At 67.6% G+C, this 19000-nt stretch carries 22 protein-coding genes; 10 read left to right on the plus strand and 12 right to left on the minus strand.

Annotation, left to right across the window (positions count from 1 at the left end; genetic code table 11):
* Positions 1-673, plus strand: a 673-nt coding sequence (locus tag ACAM49_RS25550; RefSeq protein WP_369638101.1) for an MFS transporter, incomplete at its 5' end; no start/stop codon positions are given.
* Here ACAM49_RS25550 and ACAM49_RS25555 read toward each other — a convergent pair.
* The gene (locus tag ACAM49_RS25555; RefSeq protein WP_369638102.1) at positions 621-1157 is read right to left on the minus strand and encodes a MarR family winged helix-turn-helix transcriptional regulator; all 537 of its coding nucleotides are present in this window, start codon (positions 1155-1157) and stop codon (positions 621-623) included. The two genes, ACAM49_RS25550 and ACAM49_RS25555, sit on opposite strands and share 53 nt — an antisense overlap.
* Before the next feature lie 59 nt (positions 1158-1216).
* Between ACAM49_RS25555 and ACAM49_RS25560 the strand changes: the two genes are divergently transcribed.
* Entirely contained in the window at positions 1217-2656 is a 1440-nt protein-coding gene (locus ACAM49_RS25560) for an MFS transporter (RefSeq protein WP_369638103.1), read from the plus strand.
* Positions 2657-2699: 43 nt separating this feature from the next.
* On the opposite strand, the gene ACAM49_RS25565 is transcribed toward ACAM49_RS25560, so the two are convergent.
* The 3 genes from ACAM49_RS25565 to ACAM49_RS25575 are packed head-to-tail and all read right to left on the minus strand — an operon-like array spanning position 2700 to position 4607.
* Entirely contained in the window at positions 2700-3338 is a 639-nt protein-coding gene (locus ACAM49_RS25565) for a Type 1 glutamine amidotransferase-like domain-containing protein (protein WP_369638104.1), read from the minus strand.
* A 4-nt stretch (positions 3339-3342) separates the two neighbouring features.
* On the minus strand, positions 3343-4161 hold the full coding sequence (locus tag ACAM49_RS25570; RefSeq protein WP_369638105.1) for a maleylpyruvate isomerase family mycothiol-dependent enzyme: 819 nt from the start codon (positions 4159-4161) through the stop codon (positions 3343-3345).
* Positions 4158-4607: an HIT family protein gene (locus tag ACAM49_RS25575; RefSeq protein ID WP_369638106.1), complete on the minus strand. Its 450-nt coding sequence runs from the start codon at positions 4605-4607 to the stop codon at positions 4158-4160. Before ACAM49_RS25575 ends, ACAM49_RS25570 begins: the two co-directional genes overlap by 4 nt.
* 326 nt (positions 4608-4933) lie before the next feature.
* On the opposite strand from ACAM49_RS25575, the gene ACAM49_RS25580 reads away from it, so the two are divergent.
* The 3 genes from ACAM49_RS25580 to ACAM49_RS25590 are packed head-to-tail and all read left to right on the plus strand — an operon-like array spanning position 4934 to position 7788.
* Positions 4934-6052 (plus strand): Re/Si-specific NAD(P)(+) transhydrogenase subunit alpha, encoded by a 1119-nt coding sequence (locus tag ACAM49_RS25580; RefSeq protein WP_369638107.1) that lies wholly within the window; start codon positions 4934-4936, stop codon positions 6050-6052.
* A complete protein-coding gene (locus ACAM49_RS25585; RefSeq protein ID WP_040805106.1) occupies positions 6052-6369 on the plus strand; it encodes an NAD(P) transhydrogenase subunit alpha in 318 nt (105 codons plus the stop codon). The genes ACAM49_RS25580 and ACAM49_RS25585 overlap by 1 nt, the downstream gene beginning before the upstream one ends.
* Before the next feature lie 3 nt (positions 6370-6372).
* Positions 6373-7788 carry an NAD(P)(+) transhydrogenase (Re/Si-specific) subunit beta gene (locus tag ACAM49_RS25590; RefSeq protein WP_369638108.1) on the plus strand — a complete coding sequence of 472 codons (1416 nt, stop codon included), beginning with the start codon at positions 6373-6375 and terminating at the stop codon, positions 7786-7788.
* 67 nt (positions 7789-7855) lie between these two features.
* Here ACAM49_RS25590 and ACAM49_RS25595 read toward each other — a convergent pair whose 3' ends face one another.
* A complete protein-coding gene (locus ACAM49_RS25595) occupies positions 7856-8560 on the minus strand; it encodes a polysaccharide deacetylase family protein (protein ID WP_369638109.1) in 705 nt (234 codons plus the stop codon).
* Between the two features lie 60 nt (positions 8561-8620).
* Between ACAM49_RS25595 and ACAM49_RS25600 the strand changes: the two genes are divergently transcribed.
* Together ACAM49_RS25600 and ACAM49_RS25605 are read left to right on the plus strand one after the other, a co-directional pair.
* Positions 8621-9196, plus strand: coding sequence for a TetR/AcrR family transcriptional regulator (locus ACAM49_RS25600; protein ID WP_369638110.1), 576 nt, complete (start codon positions 8621-8623; stop codon positions 9194-9196).
* 90 nt (positions 9197-9286) lie between these two features.
* On the plus strand, positions 9287-10075 hold the full coding sequence (locus ACAM49_RS25605) for an oxidoreductase (RefSeq protein ID WP_369638111.1): 789 nt from the start codon (positions 9287-9289) through the stop codon (positions 10073-10075).
* Here the strand turns inward: ACAM49_RS25605 and ACAM49_RS25610 are convergent, their stop codons facing one another.
* Both ACAM49_RS25610 and ACAM49_RS25615 read right to left on the minus strand, forming a co-directional pair.
* The gene (locus ACAM49_RS25610; RefSeq protein WP_369638112.1) at positions 10076-10396 is read right to left on the minus strand and encodes a co-chaperone GroES; all 321 of its coding nucleotides are present in this window, start codon (positions 10394-10396) and stop codon (positions 10076-10078) included.
* Between the two features lie 30 nt (positions 10397-10426).
* On the minus strand, positions 10427-11041 hold the full coding sequence (locus tag ACAM49_RS25615) for a TetR family transcriptional regulator (protein ID WP_369638113.1): 615 nt from the start codon (positions 11039-11041) through the stop codon (positions 10427-10429).
* 144 nt (positions 11042-11185) lie between these two features.
* Here ACAM49_RS25615 and ACAM49_RS25620 point away from each other — a divergent pair, with 144 nt between their 5' ends.
* The 3 genes from ACAM49_RS25620 to ACAM49_RS25630 all read left to right on the plus strand — a co-directional run bounded on the left by ACAM49_RS25620 (position 11186) and on the right by ACAM49_RS25630 (position 14398).
* Positions 11186-12643, plus strand: a complete 1458-nt coding sequence (locus ACAM49_RS25620; protein ID WP_369638114.1) for an MFS transporter — start codon at positions 11186-11188, stop codon at positions 12641-12643.
* Positions 12644-12752: 109 nt separating this feature from the next.
* The gene (locus ACAM49_RS25625) at positions 12753-14072 is read left to right on the plus strand and encodes an FAD-binding oxidoreductase (RefSeq protein ID WP_369638128.1); all 1320 of its coding nucleotides are present in this window, start codon (positions 12753-12755) and stop codon (positions 14070-14072) included.
* A 35-nt stretch (positions 14073-14107) separates the two neighbouring features.
* Entirely contained in the window at positions 14108-14398 is a 291-nt protein-coding gene (locus ACAM49_RS25630) for a GNAT family N-acetyltransferase (RefSeq protein ID WP_369638115.1), read from the plus strand.
* A 6-nt stretch (positions 14399-14404) separates the two neighbouring features.
* On the opposite strand, the gene ACAM49_RS25635 is transcribed toward ACAM49_RS25630, so the two are convergent.
* From ACAM49_RS25635 to ACAM49_RS25655, 5 genes are all read right to left on the minus strand, one after another.
* Positions 14405-14728, minus strand: coding sequence for a hypothetical protein (locus ACAM49_RS25635; RefSeq protein ID WP_369638116.1), 324 nt, complete (start codon positions 14726-14728; stop codon positions 14405-14407).
* A gap of 459 nt (positions 14729-15187) precedes the next feature.
* Positions 15188-16345, minus strand: coding sequence for an acyl-CoA dehydrogenase (locus ACAM49_RS25640; RefSeq protein WP_040805097.1), 1158 nt, complete (start codon positions 16343-16345; stop codon positions 15188-15190).
* Positions 16346-16481: 136 nt separating this feature from the next.
* Positions 16482-17171, minus strand: a complete 690-nt coding sequence (locus ACAM49_RS25645) for a TetR family transcriptional regulator (protein ID WP_369638117.1) — start codon at positions 17169-17171, stop codon at positions 16482-16484.
* 35 nt (positions 17172-17206) lie between these two features.
* Positions 17207-17710 (minus strand): 5-(carboxyamino)imidazole ribonucleotide mutase, encoded by a 504-nt coding sequence (gene purE / locus ACAM49_RS25650; RefSeq protein ID WP_369638118.1) that lies wholly within the window; start codon positions 17708-17710, stop codon positions 17207-17209.
* Positions 17703-18878, minus strand: coding sequence for a 5-(carboxyamino)imidazole ribonucleotide synthase (locus tag ACAM49_RS25655; RefSeq protein ID WP_369638129.1), 1176 nt, complete (start codon positions 18876-18878; stop codon positions 17703-17705). The genes purE and ACAM49_RS25655 overlap by 8 nt, the downstream gene beginning before the upstream one ends.
* Between the last annotated feature and the right edge of the window lie 122 nt (positions 18879-19000).

The following is a 19000-nucleotide window of genomic DNA, read 5'->3' on the forward strand; positions in this document are numbered from 1 at the left end:
TTCCATCCCCGGCCCACCCGCACCCAGCATGAGCTCGCCATCGGATGGAGCTATGTCCGATTCGCCTGAAATTCTTGATAAGACGCGAGGAACAGGCCGAAAAGTGCTGGCGCTCGGGCTCATCGCGTTCGCACTGTTGATGGCCGAAGGCGTAGCGGCGGATTGGAGCGCACTGCAAGTCCAGGGGCGGCTCGGCGTGGACGCGGGCACGGCGGCGCTGGCATTCACGGGCTTCTCGCTGACCATGACGCTCGGCCGGTTCGCGGCCGATCGGGTGAGCGGACGATACGGGCGAGTGGCGATCGTGCGATGGGGAACACTGCTGGCCGCCATCGGATTCGGCCTGATCGTGAGCTCGGGGTGGCTACCGCTGACCCTGCTGGGCTGGACGCTGTGCGGTATCGGGCTCTCCGGCGGTGTGCCCCAAGTCTTCACGGCCGCGGGCAATCTTGGGTCGGCCAAAGCCGCCACAGACATGTCGCGGGTGTTCGGGCTCGGTTACACCGGACTGCTGGCCGGACCTGCGATCATCGGCTGGCTCGACAAGCTCATGCCGCTCACCGCTGCGATGGTGGTGCCGCTGCTCGCAATGCTGTTGTGCGCCTGGGGAGCCGGAGCCGTCAGGCGCTCCGATGCGGCCGTTCCCGGGCGGTTGCGCCGAAGTCGCCGATGATTTCGGCGTGGTCGAGGAAGTCGTCGACCATGCGGTGGTTGAGGACGGCGAGGGACTTCAGGTCCTCGGGGGTCCAGTCGGCGAGGGCGTCGCGCATCCAGCCGCGCATGACCTGGCGGAAGGCCTCGACCGCGCGGCGGCCGGAGTCGGTGGGGCGCACCAGTTGCGCGCGGCGGTCGTCGGGGTCGGCGACGCGCTCGACGTAGCCGGTTTTCTCGAGGCGCTGGATCTGGCGGCTCACGTGCGGGGCCTCGACGTCGAGGCGGGTCGCGACCTCGCCCAGGCGCATCGGTTCGTCGGCGTCGGCGAGCAGCCGCAGCAGCGGCACGCTGGCCCGATCCATGGTGATTCCGCACTGGACCATGGCCTGGTCGTGGCGGCGCACGCGGGTCAGCAGGTAGGCGACACGGGCCAGCGCGCGCTCGAGTTCCACGATGTGACCTGGGTCAACTTCGGTGGCGTCTGTGGCTTCCGGTCCCGGCATGTGGTTATCTTACGAAACCCATTTACTTAATTTTGGTAAGTAAACCAAAGGATCGCCGCATGACTACGACCGCTGTCGGTCAGGTCGCCGGGACCAAGCCCGACGACCATTCCAAGGCCCACCTCGGCCTCACTCTGCTCGCGCTCTGTGCGGCCGGTCTGGTCGTGTCGCTGCAGCAGACCGTCGTGATTCCGCTGCTGCCGCGCTTCATCACCCAGCTGCACACCGATGTCGCCGGTGTCACCTGGCTTTTCACCGCCGCCCTGCTCTCCGGCGCGGTCGCCACTCCCCTGCTGTCCCGCTTCGGCGACATGTACGGCAAGAAGCCGATGGTCATGGTCGCCATGGGTGTGCTGATCGCCGGTTCGGTGGTCTGCGCCTTCGCCACCACGCTGCCCGTCTACATCGTCGGCCGCGCCCTGCAGGGCATCTCCTCGGCCATGATCCCGCTGGCCATCGGCATCATCCGCGACACCTTCCCGCGCGAAAGACTGGTCGGCGCAATCGGAATCGTGTCCGGCACCATGGGCGTCGGCGGCACCATCGGCCTGCTGGCCACCGGTGTCATCGCCGACCACACCACCGATCCGCACCCGGTCTTCTGGCTGACCGCCGGCCTCGGCGTGATCGCCACCGCGCTGATCCAGGTGAGCGCCAAGAACAATGGCGTCCGCCACGGCGGCAAGCCCGACTTCATCGGCGCGGCCCTGCTGGCCGCCCTGCTGGTCTGCCTGCTGCTGGGCATCAGCGAGGGCCCGCGCTGGGGCTGGGGTTCCGGCTCGGTGCTCGGATTGTTCGGCGCGGCCGCGGTTTTGGCCGCCATCTGGGTGTTCGTGGAGCTTAAGGTCGAACAGCCGCTGGTGCGCCTGCAGCTGCTGGTCGGGCCGCAGTCGCTGTCGGCGAACGTGGCCTCGGCGCTGCTGGGCTTCTCCATGTTCGGCGCGTTCTCGCTGGTGTCCAATTTCATTCAGACCCCGGCCAAGACGGTCGGCTACGGCCTGTCCGGCACCGTGCTCTCGGTCGGCCTCTACGGCATTCCGAGCGCGGCGCTCATGACGTTCTTCTCGTTCAATACCGGCCGCATCTCGGCCAAGATCGGACCGGCCTACACGCTGGCCATCGGGTCGGTGTTCGCCGGGCTGTCCATGGGCTGGCTGGCGGTGTCGCACGATCACGGCTACGACATGATCATCGCGCAGATCCTGCAGGGCACCGGTTTCGGCATCGGCTACGCGGCGCTGGGCAGCCTCGCGGTGCAGCACGTGCCGATGAGCGAGAGCGGGATCGCCTCGGGCATCAACTCTCTGGTGCGGACCGCGGGCGGCTCGATCGCGGGCGCGATCACCGGCTCGATCCTGACCGCGCACGTGCTGAATCTCGGCGGGCACGCCTTCCCGACCGAGGGCGCGTACGTCGCCAGCTTCACGACGTTGGGAATCGGCGCGTTCGGCGCTGCCGCGGTCGCACTCGGCCACGGCATTCGCCACAAGGGGAATTGAACAACTCTCGTAACTCTCAGGGGCTTCGCCCCCGAACCCCCAACTACGTCAGAACCTCGGTGCGGTCACCGTCGACCGCTACCACGTGGTCGTCGGTGAGCGCCCAGTGCTCCACACCCGCTGCGGCATACTCCCGCACCAGTTTTCGAGATAACCCGTCCGGATCGGTCGGGGAATCCAGGTGCGGGACGATGCGGCGGTCGACGAGACCCAGTCCGTCCCAGCGCGGTTCGACGCCGCAGACGGGGCGGACCTCGTTCGGATCGTCGATGGATTCGATGCCGTGCAGGTCGGGTTGCATAACGCAGGCGCCCGCGCTGTAGCCGCCGTAGACCAGGGCGTCCTCGGCCAGGAGCCTGGTCAGCGCGAGATCGGCTCCGCTGCGGGCCATTTGGGCGCGCAATACGAAGGTGTTGCCGCCGCGCACCCAGACCATCGGGAACTCGCGCAGCCGCCGCTCTACCTCATCCGGGCGGTCGATGTACTCGCGCAGGTCGACCACCTCGGGCTGGAAGCCCAAGCGGCGCAGCGGAATCAGATCGCTGGTGACCGCGCTCTGCCAGGCCGCGGGCCAGCCGTCACAGGCGTTCGGGACGAGCGCCACCGGGCCCGGCGCGCCGACCAGCTCGAGCAGCCGGTTCTGGTGTGCGCCGAAGTGGTAACTGGACAGGAACAGTCGCATGGGATCAGATCGTGAAGGCGAGGCTGCGGACCAGGCGATTGCCGAGGTCGGTGTCGCCGGTGACGGTGATCCGGTCGGCATGATCGTCGGCCGAGGTGCGGCCGCCCCGCAGGCGGGCATAGAGGCTGGAGTCGAGGGTGACCACGACCGTGGCCGGGGCGTCGAGGGTTTCGACGACAGCGGCCCGCCCGCCGTCGACCGCCACATTGATCTGCCCCGGCACCGGACCGGTCAGCTCGATGGTGATCCGTGAACCGTCCGGCGCGCCCGCGCCCTTGACCACCGCCTTGCCCAGGGCGGGCAGCAGTTCCGCGAAGGCCGCCGTCCCGCGCGACCCGCCCTCGTCGACGGAAACGCCCAGCGCATCGGCGATATCGTGCTCGTGCATCCAGCAGTCGAAGAGACGGATGCGCATGAACCGGCCGTAGGGGGCCATGCCCACCGGGGTCGGGACAAGTTCGGCCCAGGCCTCGGGGGTGGTCTGCTCGAGGGCCTTCAAGCGGCGGCCGGTCACCTCCAGGAACCGTTCCAGCAGCTGCGAACCGGCGAGCGGGCGCAGCGAGTCGATCCACTTCTCGTTCAGCGCGCCGATGTCATTGCGAATGTGCACCCCGGCCACATCGATATCGGGGGTCGGCTCGCCCAGCAGCAGCGATTCGGTACCGATCACGTGGGCGACCACGTCGAACACGGTCCAGCCGGGCAGCGGCGAGGCCGTGCGCCAGCGGTTTTCGTCCAGGCCGTCCACCAGCCGGGTAATGGCGTCCCACTGGTCGGATAAGAGGGCCGTGATCTCGGCGCGGTCGGGCACCGTGTCGGTCATGCGGTGGTCTCCTTTTCTTCATCGGCGAGCCGGTCCAGCCCGGATCGCAGGGCTGCGGCGGTGCGCTCGGTGTCATGCGGGCGGCGCAGCACGAAACCCCTGGCGAAGCGCAGGAAGTCACCGTTGTGCCGCGGAATGACGTGCAGGTGCACGTGATGCACGGTCTGGAAGGCGGCCTTGCCGTCATTGATCAGCAGGTTCGCGCCGTCGGCGCCGAGCCCGGCGCGGCGCATGGATTTCGCCAGGCGATGGCCGAAGGAGAACAGCAGCGCGCCCACGGCCGGATCCAGTTCGTCCAGATCGGTGGCGTGCCGCTTGGGGATCACCAGGGTGTGCCCCCGGGTGATGGGCCGGATATCGAGGAACGCCAGCAAGGTGTCGTCCTCGTAGATCTTGGTCGCCGGTGCGTCGCCCGTGACGATCCGGCAGAAGATGCAGCCACTCACCGTCCAGACATTACGGCGTACAAGTGATGTGCGACACCCCCTAGACGACCCCGACACGGCCACAACTGGATACACACCTACCGGTAAGTAGCAGCAGGGAATCGTTAGTACTTGTCCACGAGCGGACCCCGGCCGAGCATGGAGTTGTCCGGTTTTCTCGCCACACCATGTGATGGGCATCTCCGCTACGCTCACCGCGAACCAGGTACAGTTGCGAGAATTCTCACGAACTTACTATGGAGTAAGTTCGGCCCACCGTTGGACCGGTGACGCGGCCCGACCCGCCAGGGTGGTCCTGGGTTCACCACGAGAAGGAAGTTTGACAAGTGGACACAACGCAGAGCGCACAGACCGCTGCGCCCCGCGGTGCGACCGTCGGCGTGGTTCGTGAGACGAACCCGGACGAACGACGCGTCGCATTGGTGCCGAAGATCATTCCGGCCCTGTTGAAGCAGGGTGTGGAGGTGGTCGTCGAGGCCGGTGCCGGTCTGGGCGCATTGATTCCCGACGAGGCGTACACCGAAGCCGGTGCCACGCTTGGTGATCCGTGGTCCGCCGATGTGGTCGTGAAGGTCGCTCCGCCCAATGACGCCGAGATCGCCAAGCTGGCATCGGGTCAGACGCTGATCGGCTTCCTCGCGCCCCGCAACGCCGACAACAAGATCGGTGCGCTGAAGAGCGCGGGCGTGCAAGCCTTTGCGGTGGAATCGATTCCGCGTATCTCGCGTGCCCAGGTGATGGACGCGCTGTCCTCGCAGGCGAACGTGGCCGGATACAAGGCCGTGCTGCTGGCCGCGTCGGAATCCACCCGCTTCTTCCCCATGCTGACCACCGCCGCGGGCACCGTGAAGCCCGCCACCGTGCTGGTGCTCGGTGTCGGTGTCGCCGGTTTGCAGGCGCTGGCCACCGCCAAGCGCCTGGGCGGCCGCACCACCGGCTACGACGTCCGTCCCGAGGTCGCCGACCAGGTGCGTTCGGTCGGTGCGCAGTGGCTGGATCTGGGCATCGACGCCGCCGGTGAGGGCGGGTACGCCCGCGAGCTCACCGATGACGAAAAGGCCGTGCAGCAGCAGGCTTTGGAAGACGCCATCAAGGGGTTCGACGTGGTCGTCACGACCGCGCTCGTGCCCGGCCGCCCGGCCCCGCGCCTGGTGACCGCCGCCGCTGTCGAGGGTATGAAGCCCGGCAGCGTGATCGTGGACCTCGCCGGTGAGACCGGCGGTAACTGCGAATTGACCGAACCCGGTAAAACCGTTGTGCGCCATGGCGTCACCATCGCCTCGCCGCTGAACCTGCCGGCCACCATGCCGGAGCATGCCAGCGAGCTGTACTCCAAGAACATCGCCGCCCTGCTCGAACTCATGTTGAAAGACGGTGCGCTCGCACCGGATTTCGAGGATCAGGTGCTGGCGGATTCCTGCGTGACACGTGAGGTGGAAGCCTGATGTACACCGAATTGCTGGCGAATATCGCGATCCTGGTGCTGTCCGGGTTCGTCGGGTTCGCCGTCATCTCGAAGGTCCCCAATACCCTGCACACCCCGCTCATGTCCGGTACCAACGCCATTCACGGCATCGTGGTGCTGGGCGCGCTGGTGGTGTTCGGCAAGGTGTCGCACCCGTCGGTGCTGATGCAGATCATCCTGTTCGTGGCCGTGGTGTTCGGAACCCTGAATGTCATCGGTGGTTTCGTGGTGACCGACCGCATGCTGGGCATGTTCAAGGCCAAGAAGCCCGCCGCGAGCGAGAAGGCGGGCAAGTAAGCCATGGACAATCTGGTCAATATTCTCTACATCGCCGCGTTCGCGCTGTTCATCTACGGTCTGATGGGCCTGACCGGCCCCAAGACCGCGGTGCGCGGCAACCTGATCGCCGCGGTCGGCATGGTGATCGCGGTCGTCGCGACACTCATCTCCATCCGCGACACCAATAACTGGATCATCATCGTCGCGGGCCTGGTCGTCGGTGTGGCACTGGGTGTTCCGCCCGCGCGGTTCACCAAGATGACCGCCATGCCGCAGCTGGTCGCCGCGTTCAACGGCGTCGGCGGTGGCACGGTCGCCCTCATCGCCTGGGCCGAATTCCTCGACACCAAGGGCTTTTCCAACGTTCACGAGCAGCCGTCGGTGCACATCGTCATCGGCTCGCTGTTCGCCGCGATCATCGGCTCCATCTCCTTCTGGGGCTCCATCATCGCCTTCGCCAAGCTGCAGGAACTGCTATCGGGCCGCCCGATCAGCGTCGGCAAACTGCAGCAGCCGCTCAACCTGCTGCTGCTGGCCGGGGCCATCGCCGCGGCCGTGGTCATCGGCATCGGCGCCACCAATGACGGTGTGCCGCAGTACTGGATGATCGGGCTGCTGGTGCTCGCGGGCATCCTCGGCCTGATGGTCGTGCTGCCCATCGGTGGCGCGGACATGCCCGTGGTCATCTCGCTGCTCAACGCCCTCACCGGTTTGTCCGCCGCCGCAGCGGGTTTGGCGCTCAACAACACTGCCATGATCGTGGCGGGCATGATCGTCGGCGCGTCCGGCACCATCCTCACCAACCTCATGGCCAAGGCCATGAACCGCTCCATCCCCGCCATCGTCGCGGGCGGATTCGGCGGTGGCGCAGCGGCTCCCGGCGCGTCCGGCGGCGGCGAGCAGAAGCAGGCCAAGGCCACCTCCGCCGCGGATGCCGCGATCCAGATGGCCTACGCCAACCAGGTCATCGTGGTCCCCGGCTACGGCATGGCCGTCGCCCAGGCCCAGCACGCGGTCAAGGAGATGGCGGCCCTGCTCGAGGCCAAGGGCGTCGAGGTCAAGTACGCCATCCACCCGGTCGCCGGTCGTATGCCCGGCCACATGAACGTGCTGCTGGCCGAGGCCGAGGTGTCCTACGACGCCATGAAGGAAATGGACGACATCAACGGCGAATTCGCCCGCACCGATGTCGCCCTGGTCATCGGCGCCAACGACGTCACCAACCCGGCCGCCCGCGAGGACTCCTCGTCCCCCATCTACGGCATGCCGGTCCTCAACGTCGACCAGGCCAAATCGGTCATCGTCCTCAAGCGCTCGATGAACTCCGGCTTCGCCGGCATCGACAACCCGCTCTTCTACGCCGACCACACCTCCATGCTGTTCGGCGACGCCAAGAAGTCCGTCGGTGCGGTCACCGAGGAACTCAAGGCGCTGTAAGCGGTCGTCAACGACAGAGGCCCGTGTCCGAAAAGGACACGGGCCTTTGCCTTTTCAAGACACGCACTCATCGCGAGAGCAGCTGGGACACCGTCACGAAGCGGTAGCCCCGATCCTTCAGGCCCTGCGCGATGCGGGGGATCGCGGCCAGGGAGGGTGCGCCGGTCGGATACATGGTGTGCAGCAGGATGATCGAGCCCGGGCGGACTTTCGACAGGGTCTCGGCCACGATCTCGTCGGTGGTGGGGGTCTTGCCGGAATCGGGTTCGACGTCCCAGGTGACCGTGGTGCGGTTGTGGCTGGACAGGTATCGGGGCAGGGCGAAGAGCTTCTTGCCGTTGGGCGGGCGGAACGTGATCGGGCCGGTGTAGCCGGTTTTCGCGATCTCGGCGTCGGTGCGTTCGACCTCGTCGCGCACGAAGCCCGGCGTCACGAAGATCATGCGCTCGTGGTGGTAGGTGTGGTTGCCGATCTCGTTGCCGGACTGCGCGATCGCGCGGCCCTGGTCCGGGTGGGCGGCCAGCTCACTGCCGATGAGGTAGAAGGTCGCCGGGATGCCCGCATCGGCAAGGGTTTTCAGGATTTCGGGGGTGCGGTCGGTGGGGCCGTCGTCGAGGGTGAGGGCGACGATCTTCTCCGAGGTGTCCACGCGCGGAACGATGCGGCCCGCCACCTGGTAGGTGCGCGAGTTCATCAACACGTACAGACCGACACAGCTCAGGACCAGCAGCACCAGCGTGAGCGCGCCGCCGACCAGCAGCTTGCGTTTCATGGGACCGATTATTGCCCAGAGTTATTGACCTCAAGGTCCAGAATGGGTACGGTCGTTCCCATGGGCAGGCCACGCAACTTCGACGCGGACACCGTGGTGGAGCGCGCGATGGAGGCGTTCTGGACCTACGGGTACGCGAATACCTCGCCCGCGCAGCTGGCCGAATGCACCGGGATCGGAAAAGGCAGTCTCTACAACGCCTTCGGCAGCAAGCGGGAGTTGTTCGATCTATGCATGGCACGGTATGACCGGATGGGCACCGACTTCGCCCGGGAAGTGTTGTCCCAGCCCGGAACCACGCGCGAGCGGCTGCAAGCCTGGATGCGCTGGGTCGTGGACAGCGACCTGGCGCAGTCGGTACCGCGCGGGTGCATGGTGGTGAACACCGCCACCGAACTCGGCGGGCACGATCCGGCGGCGACCAAGGCGGTGGCGGCGGCCCACGCGCACATGACCGAGGTGCTCGCGGAGCGCATCGAGCAGGGCAAGCGCGACGGCGACGTCCGGCCCGAGGTCGATGCTCGTGCGTACGGCGAGTACCTGATGAATGCGATCGGCGGCCTTCGCGTATCGGCGCGGATCTCGGATGCCGCGACGCTGTACCGAATCGTCGACACCACCCTGTCCACCCTCTGAATACCTTCTCCCCCTTGTGAATCGGGCCGCATCCGGCGGCCCTTTTCTTTCACCCAGTTTTTGACCCGCAGTTCAAGAAAGGCAAGGATCATGGATCTCGGACTCAACGGCAAGACCGCACTCGTGACCGGCGCGAGCCGGGGCATCGGGCTGGCCGTCGCCGAAGCGCTGGCCGACGAGGGCGTGCGGGTGGTGGGCGTCGCCCGGACCATCACACCGGAGCTCGAAAAGGTCGCGGCGGCAACCGTTTCCGCTGACCTCAGCACCACCGAGGGTGCGGTCGCGGCCGTCACTTCGGCGCTGGAGCAGGTCGGCGGGCTCGACATTCTCGTCAACAATGTCGGCGGTGGCGACGGCGACAAGCTCACCCTCGGCGGCTTCCTCGATATCCCGGACGAGCAGTGGCGAAACATGTTCGACCTCAATCTCTTCGGCGTCGTCTCCACCACGCGCGCGGCGCTGCCGAGCCTTATCGAACGCAAGGGCGCGGTCGTGAACGTGGCCTCGATCAACTCGCGGCTGCCCGCGGTCGGGCCGGTCGGCTACAGCGAGGCCAAGTCCGCGCTCAGCTCCTTCAGCAAGCGGCTCAGCGAGGAGTTCGGGCCCGCCGGAGTCCGGGTGAACACCGTGTCCCCGGGCGTGGTCCGCACCTCGATCTGGGACGGATCCGAGGGGATCGGCGCGAAGCTCGCGGCGGCCAATGGCCTTGCGCAGGACGACTTCCTGGCCGCGATCCCGGAACACTTCGGCATCGCCTCCGGGCGCATCTCCGAGGCCGACGAGGTGGCGGCGCTGGTCACCTTCCTGGCGTCGGAGCAGGCCGCCAATATCGTGGGCGCGGATCTGGTCATCGACGGCGGGACCGTCAAGACCCTCTGATCACAGGTAGAGGCCGGTGCCGTGTTCGGGGTGGGTATTGGCGACGGCGTGCAGATCGCGTTCGCGCAGCACGTAATACGCCTGCGCCTGGATCTCCACCTCGAACTGGTCATCGGCGCTGAAGAGCACCTGGTCACCCACCGCCACCGCGCGGACGTGCGAGCCCACGCCGCAGACCTCGCCCCACGACAGGCGCTTGGCCACCTGAGCGGTGGCGGGGATGAGAATGCCACCGCTGCTGCGGCGCTCGCCCGCCTCCGGGCTGAGCTTGACCATCACTCGGTCGTGCAGCATCTGGATTTCTAGCTTGGCATCGGACACCGCGGCAGTGTACTGCGCGCGGACGAGCGGTTACGCCTCGGTGTCCGGGCCGGTCCCCGGAACGTCCGGCGGGGCCACGATGCGGCGGATGGCGTCCTTGATCCAGGCGCGCTGCGCCTCCGGATCGATATCGGGGCCGAGGGTGAACTCGGCGACCTGGGGAACCGCCAAGGGGTAGTTGATCATCGACATGAGCAGCATGAGGATCTGCCCGGCGGGCATGTCCGCGCGCATCAGGCCTTTGGCCTGCGCCACCTCGACCTTCTGGCGCTTCTCCAGGTAACGGCCGCAACGCAATTCGCCGGCCGAGGCGTTCTCCCGGCCCAGTTCCAGGGCCTCCCACTGCAACAGGCGCAGCAGTTCCGGATGCTCGCGGTGGTAGTCGATGTGCTGGTCGATCCAGGCGTCGAGATCCTCGATATCGGTGGTGACCGAACCGGCGACCGCCAGCATGGTCTTCTCCAGGACCTGGTGGAACAGCTTCTCCTTGTCGCCGAAGTAAGCGTAGATGAGCTGCTTGTTGGCCTTGGCATTGCGGGCGATGCGGTCGACGCGCGCGCCGGCGATCCCGTATTGCGCGAATTCTGCGGTCGCGGCCTCGAAGATGCGCGCCTTCGTCGCCTCGGGGTCCCTGGTGCCTGCCATGCCATCGATGGTAACCAACTAACTGGTTGACAAGTGGCGGGGATCGATGGAATAACTGTAACCAACCGGTTAGTTACATGCTTCGAGCCTCGGCGCAAAGGCGCGCCACGCCTCCTCCGCCCCCTTCACGTTCGGGAGAACGACGTGACCACACTCGAAAATCGGCCCGCCGCGGCGGTGCCCGTAGCGCCGCTCGAGTTCGCCGCCCGCTGGCGCGCCCTGCCCGTCATCCTCAGCGCCATGTTCATGGCGATGTTCGACTGGTTCGTCGTGAACGTCGCCGCGTCCTCGCTGCAACACGACCTGCACGCCGGTGAAGCCGCGCTCGAACTCATCGTCGGCGGCTACGGCTTCGCCTACGCCTCGGGCCTGATCACCGGCGGCCGACTCGGCGACCTGCACGGACACCGACGGCTCTTCGTGATCGGCATGCTCGCCTTCACCGCCGCCTCGCTGCTGTGCGGGCTCGCGCCGAATGCCTGGGCGCTGGTCGCCTTCCGCGTCCTGCAGGGCGCCACCGCGGCGCTGATGGTGCCGCAGATGCTGGCCCTCATCAACACCCTGTTCCCGCCGCGCGAACGGCCCAGGGCCATGGCGGCTTTCGGCGCCACCATCGGGCTCGGCGCGGTGTCGGGCCAGGTGCTCGGCGGCGTGCTGCTCGACCTCGACCTGTTCGGCTGGGGCTGGCGCAGCATCTTCTACATCAATGTGCCGATCGGACTGGTCGCGGCGGTGCTGGCGGCGCGCTGGCTGCCCCGGCACGAGCAGACGCACCGGCCGAAGCTGGATCCGATTGGCGCGCTGGGCATCTCGGCCGCACTGGCGCTGCTGCTGGTGCCGATCACGCTGGGCCGTCCCGAGGGCTGGCCGGTGTGGACCTGGATCAGCATGCTGGCCTCGATCCCGGTGCTGCTGCTCACCCTGCGCTACGAGAACCGGCTGACGGCGCGCGGCGGTGAACCGGTGCTCGACACCGGCATGGTGCGCGAACGCGGATTCAGCCTCGGGCTGGTGATCGCGGGCGGGTACCTGACCTTCTTCGCCGGATTCATGCTGTGCCTGACCCTCATGCTGCAGAACGGGCTCGGATTGTCGCCGCTCACCGCGGGATTGGCGTTCGCGCCGCTGGGGCTGTGCTTCGCGGGGAGCTCGTTCCTGCTCGCGCCGCGGGTGGCGGCGCGGATCGGGAACCGGGTGATGGTGGTCGGGACGCTGACCAGTCTCACCGGGCTGGCGATCACGCTCGGGGTGCTGTTCGGGATGGGGTCCGATGTCACCGCGCTCGCGCTGATCCCGGGGATGATGATCGTCGGCACCGGGAACGGGCTGACCATTCCGTCGGTCGTCGGGGCGGTGCTGTCGTCGGGGATTCCGGCGCGGCAGGCGGGCATGGCGGCGGGGGTGCTGACCACCTCGCAGCAGTTCGGAAACGCCATCGGGGCAACGGTTCTCGGGGTGATCTTCTTCAGCGCGCTGGGGGCCGACCACAGCACCGGCGGGTACGTGAACGCCATGGAGATGGCCTCGCTGGGCGGGTTCGCGGTGCTGGCGGTCGTGCTCACGGCGGCGCTGGCGCTGCCGAAGGCCGCTCCCGCTCACTGAGCATCATTCACACAGAAGCTGCGGGTTCCGGACAAATGCGGCCGGAACCCGTAGTTTCGGCTTTGTGGACATCGATCTCGACGGACTGCGCGGTCTGCTGCCCGAGGGCATGGTGGTGACCGATCCGGATGTGTTGAACGGATATCGGCAGGATCGGGCGCTGGATCCCGATGCCGGGATCGCGCTCGCACTGGTCAGGCCACTGACCACCGAACAGGTCGCGGCGACCGTGCGGTGGGCGCACGAGCATCGGGTGCCGATCGTGCCGCGCGGGGCGGGGACCGGGCTCTCGGGCGGGGCCACCGCGCAGAACGGGGCGCTCGTATTGAGCACCGAGAAGATGCGAGACATCACCGTCGACACCGTCACGCGGACCGCCGTGGTGCAGCCCGGCCTGCTCAATGCCGAGGTGAAGCAGGCCGTGGCCGAGCGCGGGCTGTGGTATCCGCCGGATCCGTCGTCGTTCGAGATCTGCTCGATCGGCGGGAACGCGGCGACCAACGCGGGCGGGCTGTGCTGCGTGAAGTACGGCGTCACAACCGATTACGTGCTCGGCATGGAGGTCGTGCTCGCCGACGGGACCGCGGTGCGGCTGGGCGGGCCGCGGCTCAAGGACTCCGCCGGGCTGTCGCTGACCAAGCTGTTCGTGGGCAGCGAGGGGACGCTGGGCATCATCACCGAACTGACGCTGCGGCTGCTGCCCGCACAGCCGCCGCAGTCCACGGTGGTCGCCACCTTCCCGACACTGACCGCGGCGACCGACGCCATCCTGGCCATCACCGGCCAATTGCGGCCCTCCATGCTGGAATTCATGGATTCGGTCGCCATCAACGCCGTCGAGGACGAGCTGCGCATGGGCCTCGACCGGGAGGCGGCGGGCCTGCTGGTGGCGCGCTCCGACGCACCCGGCGAGCACGCCGGACACGAGGCCGACATCATGCTGGCCGCCTGCGAAAAGGCCGGGGCGACAGAGGCTTTCCGCACCGACGACCCGGACGAGGGCGAGGCGTTCTGCGCGGCACGGCGATTCGCCATTCCGGCCGTGGAACGCAAAGGGCCGCTGCTGCTCGAGGACGTGGGCGTCCCGCTCCCCCGGCTGGGCGACCTGGTGACGGGCATCGCCGAGATCGCCGCCCACCGCCGGGTGCTCATCTCCGTCATCGCGCACGCGGGCGACGGCAACACCCACCCGCTGATCGTGCACGATCCGGCCGATCCGGACGAATCCGAGCGCGCGCACCTCGCGTTCGGCGAAATCATGGACCTGGCCATCGGACTGGGCGGCACCATCACCGGCGAGCACGGCGTCGGGCGGCTGAAGAAGCCGTGGCTGCCCGATCAACTCGGCCCCGACGTGATGGCTCTCACTCGCCGCATCAAGAATGCGCTGGATCCGCACGGGATACTCAACCCGGGCGCGGTCCTCTAGGAACAATCCACATCACCAGGGAGTTCACACCGGTCATGAGCACGAAGCTGGAACACAATGCCGACGCGACCCGCTACGAGATCTATCTCGACGGCACCCTCGCGGGCTACGCCGACTACGCGGAGCGGGTCGACGGCGACCGCAAGGTCCGCGACATCCAGCACACCCTCACGTTTCCCGAGTTCCGGGGCCGCGGCGTGGCCGCGCAGGTCGTCGAGTTCGCGCTGAACGACGCGCGCACCGAAGGCTTCTCGATCATCCCCACCTGCTGGTACGTCGAGAAGTACATCGGCGAGCACCCCGAATACGCCGACCTGGTGGGCTGATTCGCGCTAGTTCGCGCGCGGCGCGTGGTGGCGCTGCCAGACCCGGAAGTGGCGGTCGGCGCTGCCCACCATCGCCTCGCTCACCTTGGCGTCGTCGAACCCCGGCAGCGACTGCAGCTTCGCCAGGAACGCCGTGTCGGCCGCCGAATACGGGACCACGCAACCCTTACCGGTGGACCCGATCAATACGAAGAACACATCCCCGGCGAACGGCCCGTCCGCCGCCGTAATGATCCGCACCTCTGCCAGTTCCGTCCACGCGACCTCTTCCACCCGTCCGTCAGCCAACGTGCGCCGGACGAAGGTGTCGTTGATTTCGACTCCGGCCATGGCTCCATAGTGCCCCCGGCATCCCCACCCGAACAGTCCTCAAACCCGTGCTTTACCTGAGGAAGCCGTAAATAAACATTCCGGCGAACAACCCCGCCGCACATCGGCGGCGAACCATCTACCCAGGCAATTCTCCAGCTACCGAACAGATTTCGGCGCGCCCGCGGGGGCGAGTCCACACCGCGCGGCACGCGGCCTGCACCGGCCCACTCCGAATGATCTTGGCGCACACGGCAGCAGCGAGCCCGGGGCCCCTTTGGCGGCTCCCACACGAGGCCCTCAGTTAGCTGTTAATAATAAACATTTCAGTGTGATGCACCACACATTGTGGCTACCGCCCGAAAGACGCCTTGACACGGCGAACCCGCAGACGCCCGGAGGCGGTCCGAGCCGAAACTCGGAACCGCCTCCGGGGCTTATGAATTCGCCGAATACCTCGGCGCGGGATCCGCGAATGCCTCAGCGCAGGATCTGACGCGACATGACGACGCGCTGGATCTGGTTGGTGCCCTCGTAGATCTGGGTGATCTTGGCATCGCGCATCATGCGCTCCACCGGGAAGTCGGTGGTGTAGCCGGCGCCGCCGAAGAGCTGGACGGCGTTGGTGGTGACCTCCATGGCCACGTCGGAGGCGAAGCACTTGGCGGCGGCCGAGATGAAGCCGAGGTTCTTCTCGCCACGCTCGGCGCGGGCGGCCGAGGTGTAGACCATGAGGCGGGCGGCCTCGATCTTCATGGCCATATCGGCCAGCATGAACTCGGTGTTCTGGAAGGACGCGATGGTCTTGCCGAACTGCTTGCGGTCCTTGGTGTAGGCGATCGCGGCGTCCAGGGCGCCCTGGGCGATGCCGACGGCCTGGGCGCCGATGGTCGGGCGGGTGTGGTCGAGGGTCTCGAGGGCGGTCTTGAAGCCGGTGCCCTCGGCGCCGATCATGCGGTCCGCGGGGACCCGGCAGTTCTCGAAGTACAGCTCCGCGGTCGGGGAGCCCTTGATGCCGAGCTTGTGCTCCAGCGGGCCGACCACGAAGCCCTCGTCATCCTTGTGCACCATGAACGCGGAGATGCCGTTGGCGCCCTTCTCCGGATCGGTGACCGCCATGACGGTGTACCAGGAGGACTTGCCGCCGTTGGTGATCCAGCACTTGGAGCCGTTGATGACCCAGTCGTCGCCGTCGCGGCGGGCGCGGGTGCGCATGGAGCCGGCGTCGGAACCGGCCTCGCGCTCGGACAGCGCGTAGGAGGCCATCTCGCCGTTCACGATGTCCGGCAGCACCTTCTGCTTGAGCTCCTCGGAGCCCTTCAGGATCAGGCCCATGGTGCCGAGCTTGTTGACCGCGGGGATGAGCGAGGAGGAACCGCAGACGCGGGCCACTTCCTCGATCACGATGCAGGTGGCGACCGAGTCCGCGCCCTGGCCGCCGTAGGCGTCGGGCACGTGGACGGCGTTGAAGCCGGCCGCGTTGAGGGCGGTCAGCGCCTCCTCGGGGAAGCGGGCGTTGCCGTCGACGTCCTTGGCGTAGGGCGCGATTTCCTTCTCGGACAGGCCGCGAATGGCCTCACGCAGCTCGTGGTGGAAGTCCTCGAGCTGGAACAGATTGAAGTCGGGGTTGCCCGCCATGAGGTGTCTCTCCTGGTCGTCGGTACGGCACTCAGTGCCAGTCGAAGCCGAGTATACGTCGAGATAACGCGGCCACGTGCGGGTATTTCGTCACACAAGCATGGCACCGAGTGTCACGAGAGGCGCCGGGTAATGCCTAGAGGGTATCGAGCCGACGCTCGAGAAGATCGGCGACCTGCCGGGGTGAGAGATCACGGGGGAACACCGCGACCACCATCTGCGCCGAGGCGGCGGCACTCTCGCGGCCGCCGCGCGGAATCTCCGCCAGCGCCGTGCGCAGATCCGCGGGACTCGCCTGCGACTCCCCGCGCACCATCCGCCGCAGCAGATAGTTGTGCGTCGCCGTCACCGCCGCGGTGAACTGCACCAACGCCAGATCCGAGGTCCCCTGCAAGCTCCGGCGCAGGTAGTCGGTGAACAACCGCTCGTACCGGAAGACCGTCACGATCTCCCGCTCCCGCAGCGTCGGCACCTGCCGCACCACCCGATACCGCCGCGCCGCGATCTCCCGCCACTGCGTGAAGCGCTCGAACACCTCCACCACGGCCTCGCACACGGCATCCCACGGATCCCCCTGCGCCGCATCCAGAAAGGCCCGTGCCCGCGCCAGCTGCGACTCGTGATCGGCGAAGACCACGTCTTCCTTGGACCGGAACTGCCGGAAGAACGTCCGCCGCGATATCCCCGCCGCCTCCGCGATCTCGTCCACGGTCGTTGCCTCGTAACCCTTTTCGGCGAACAACCGCAACGCCTGATCCACCACGGTCAGGCGTCGTTCGGTCGGATCCGCGTCGGCGCGCAGCCGCACAGGCTGGTCATTGGGCATCCGACAACGGTAGCGCCCGATGACCGGCGGTCACGCTAGCCCAGGAGCTTGGTGCGGAGGGCTTCGTCCTTCTCCAGGACCATCTGTTCCAGACCGGCCTGGAAACGCTCCATGCGGGAACGCAATTCGGGGTCGGCCGAGGCGAGGATGCGGACCGCGAGCAGGCCCGCGTTGCGGGCGCCGCCGATGGAGACGGTGGCGACCGGGACACCCGCGGGCATCTGGACGATCGAGAGCAGGGAGTCCATGCCGTCGAGGTACTTCAGCGGGACCGGGACGCCGATGACCGGGAGCGGGGTGGCCGAGGCGACCATGCCCGGCAGGTGGGCGGCGCCGCCCGCGCCCGCGATGATGACCTTGATGCCGCGGTCCGCCGCGTTCTTGGCGTAGTCGAGCATGCGCTGCGGGGTGCGGTGGGCGGAGACGACGCCGACCTCGAAGCGGATGCCGAATTCGGCGAGGGCCTCCGCCGCGGCCTCCATGGTGGGCCAGTCGGAGTCGGAGCCCATGATGAGGCCGACCTGGGCAGATTCAGTCATGATGCGGATCCCATCCGTCGGTCCAAACGGCGTGCGACATCCAATGTGCCGCGCGCTCGGCCTTTTCGCGGGTCTCGGCGGGGTCGTCGCCGAGGATATTGATGTGCCCGATCTTGCGATCGGGGCGCTCGCCCTTGCCGTACAGGTGCACCTTCGCCTCGGGGAGCCGGGCCGAAAGATGGTGCAGGCGTTCGTCCATGGACATCTCGGGGGCCTGCGGGGCGCCCAGGATATTGGCCATGACGGTGACCGGGGCCAGCGGCTTGGTGCTGCCGAGCGGATAGTCGAGGACCGCGCGCAGGTGCTGTTCGAACTGACCGGTGCAGGCGCCGTCCATGCCCCAGTGGCCGGAGTTGTGCGGGCGCATGGCGAGTTCGTTGACGAGCAGCTCGCCGGTGTGGGTCTCGAACAGCTCCACCGCCATCGCGCCGGTGACGCCGAGTTCGGCGGCCAGCCGCAGCGCGAGCGCCTCGGCCTCGGTGGCCTTGGCCTCGGACAGGTTCTGAGCGGGCGCGATGACCACCGCGCACTGGCCATTGCGCTGCACGGTCTCCACCACCGGCCAGGCGGCGGCCTGACCGAACGGCGACCGCGCCACCATGGCCGACAGCTCCCGCTTCAGATCCACCTTGGCCTCGGCCATGAGCGAGACGCCGTGCGCCAGCTGGTCTTCGATGATCGTAACGGCCTCGGCGGCATCGGCGGGCATCCACACGCCGCGGCCGTCGTAGCCGCCGCGCACGGCCTTGAGCACGAAGGGCCAGCCGTGCTCGTCGGCGAACGCCACGGCATCGGAGACGGAAGTCACCTCGGTGTAGGCCGGGATCGGCACGCCCAGCTCGGCCAGCTTGCGGCGCATGCGCAGCTTGTCCTGGGCGAAGATCAGCGCCGACGGCGGCGGCTGCACGTTCACGCCCTCGGCGATGAGCGCCTCGAGGTGCTCGGTCGGCACATGCTCGTGATCGAAGGTCAGCGCGTGCGACCCCGTCGCGGCCTTGCGCAGCGCGGCCAGATCGTCGTGGTGGCCGAACACCACGTCCGGCGTCACCTGGGCGGCCGGATCGTCGGGACGCTCGGCGAGCACGCGCAGCCGCTGGCCCAGCGCGATGGCCGCCTGATGGGTCATGCGCGCGAGCTGGCCACCGCCGATCATGGTGACGGTCGGCATCGCGGAGGAATCGAAGGAACGGGCGCTCACGCTGCACCATGTTGTCATGACACCCATCGGGTTCTGACCGGCGGGTCGCGTGACAGGTATCTGCCCCTATTTGTACCGGGCCGACAGCCGTC

Origin of the sequence: Nocardia sp. JMUB6875, from assembly GCF_041154655.1 — a bacterium.
GTDB lineage: Bacteria > Actinomycetota > Actinomycetes > Mycobacteriales > Mycobacteriaceae > Nocardia.

Coding starts and splice junctions, on each gene's coding strand:
- ACAM49_RS25555 (WP_369638102.1), bottom strand. CDS start 1,157: ATGCCGGGACCGGAAGCCACAGACGCCACCGAAGTTGACCCAGGTCAC.
- ACAM49_RS25560 (WP_369638103.1), top strand. CDS start 1,217: ATGACTACGACCGCTGTCGGTCAGGTCGCCGGGACCAAGCCCGACGAC.
- ACAM49_RS25565 (WP_369638104.1), bottom strand. CDS start 3,338: ATGCGACTGTTCCTGTCCAGTTACCACTTCGGCGCACACCAGAACCGG.
- ACAM49_RS25570 (WP_369638105.1), bottom strand. CDS start 4,161: ATGACCGACACGGTGCCCGACCGCGCCGAGATCACGGCCCTCTTATCC.
- ACAM49_RS25585 (WP_040805106.1), top strand. CDS start 6,052: ATGTACACCGAATTGCTGGCGAATATCGCGATCCTGGTGCTGTCCGGG.
- ACAM49_RS25590 (WP_369638108.1), top strand. CDS start 6,373: ATGGACAATCTGGTCAATATTCTCTACATCGCCGCGTTCGCGCTGTTC.
- ACAM49_RS25595 (WP_369638109.1), bottom strand. CDS start 8,560: ATGAAACGCAAGCTGCTGGTCGGCGGCGCGCTCACGCTGGTGCTGCTG.
- ACAM49_RS25600 (WP_369638110.1), top strand. CDS start 8,621: ATGGGCAGGCCACGCAACTTCGACGCGGACACCGTGGTGGAGCGCGCG.
- ACAM49_RS25605 (WP_369638111.1), top strand. CDS start 9,287: ATGGATCTCGGACTCAACGGCAAGACCGCACTCGTGACCGGCGCGAGC.
- ACAM49_RS25615 (WP_369638113.1), bottom strand. CDS start 11,041: ATGGCAGGCACCAGGGACCCCGAGGCGACGAAGGCGCGCATCTTCGAG.
- ACAM49_RS25625 (WP_369638128.1), top strand. CDS start 12,753: ATGGTGGTGACCGATCCGGATGTGTTGAACGGATATCGGCAGGATCGG.
- ACAM49_RS25630 (WP_369638115.1), top strand. CDS start 14,108: ATGAGCACGAAGCTGGAACACAATGCCGACGCGACCCGCTACGAGATC.
- ACAM49_RS25635 (WP_369638116.1), bottom strand. CDS start 14,728: ATGGCCGGAGTCGAAATCAACGACACCTTCGTCCGGCGCACGTTGGCT.
- ACAM49_RS25640 (WP_040805097.1), bottom strand. CDS start 16,345: ATGGCGGGCAACCCCGACTTCAATCTGTTCCAGCTCGAGGACTTCCAC.
- ACAM49_RS25645 (WP_369638117.1), bottom strand. CDS start 17,171: ATGCCCAATGACCAGCCTGTGCGGCTGCGCGCCGACGCGGATCCGACC.
- purE (WP_369638118.1), bottom strand. CDS start 17,710: ATGACTGAATCTGCCCAGGTCGGCCTCATCATGGGCTCCGACTCCGAC.
- ACAM49_RS25655 (WP_369638129.1), bottom strand. CDS start 18,878: ATGCCGACCGTCACCATGATCGGCGGTGGCCAGCTCGCGCGCATGACC.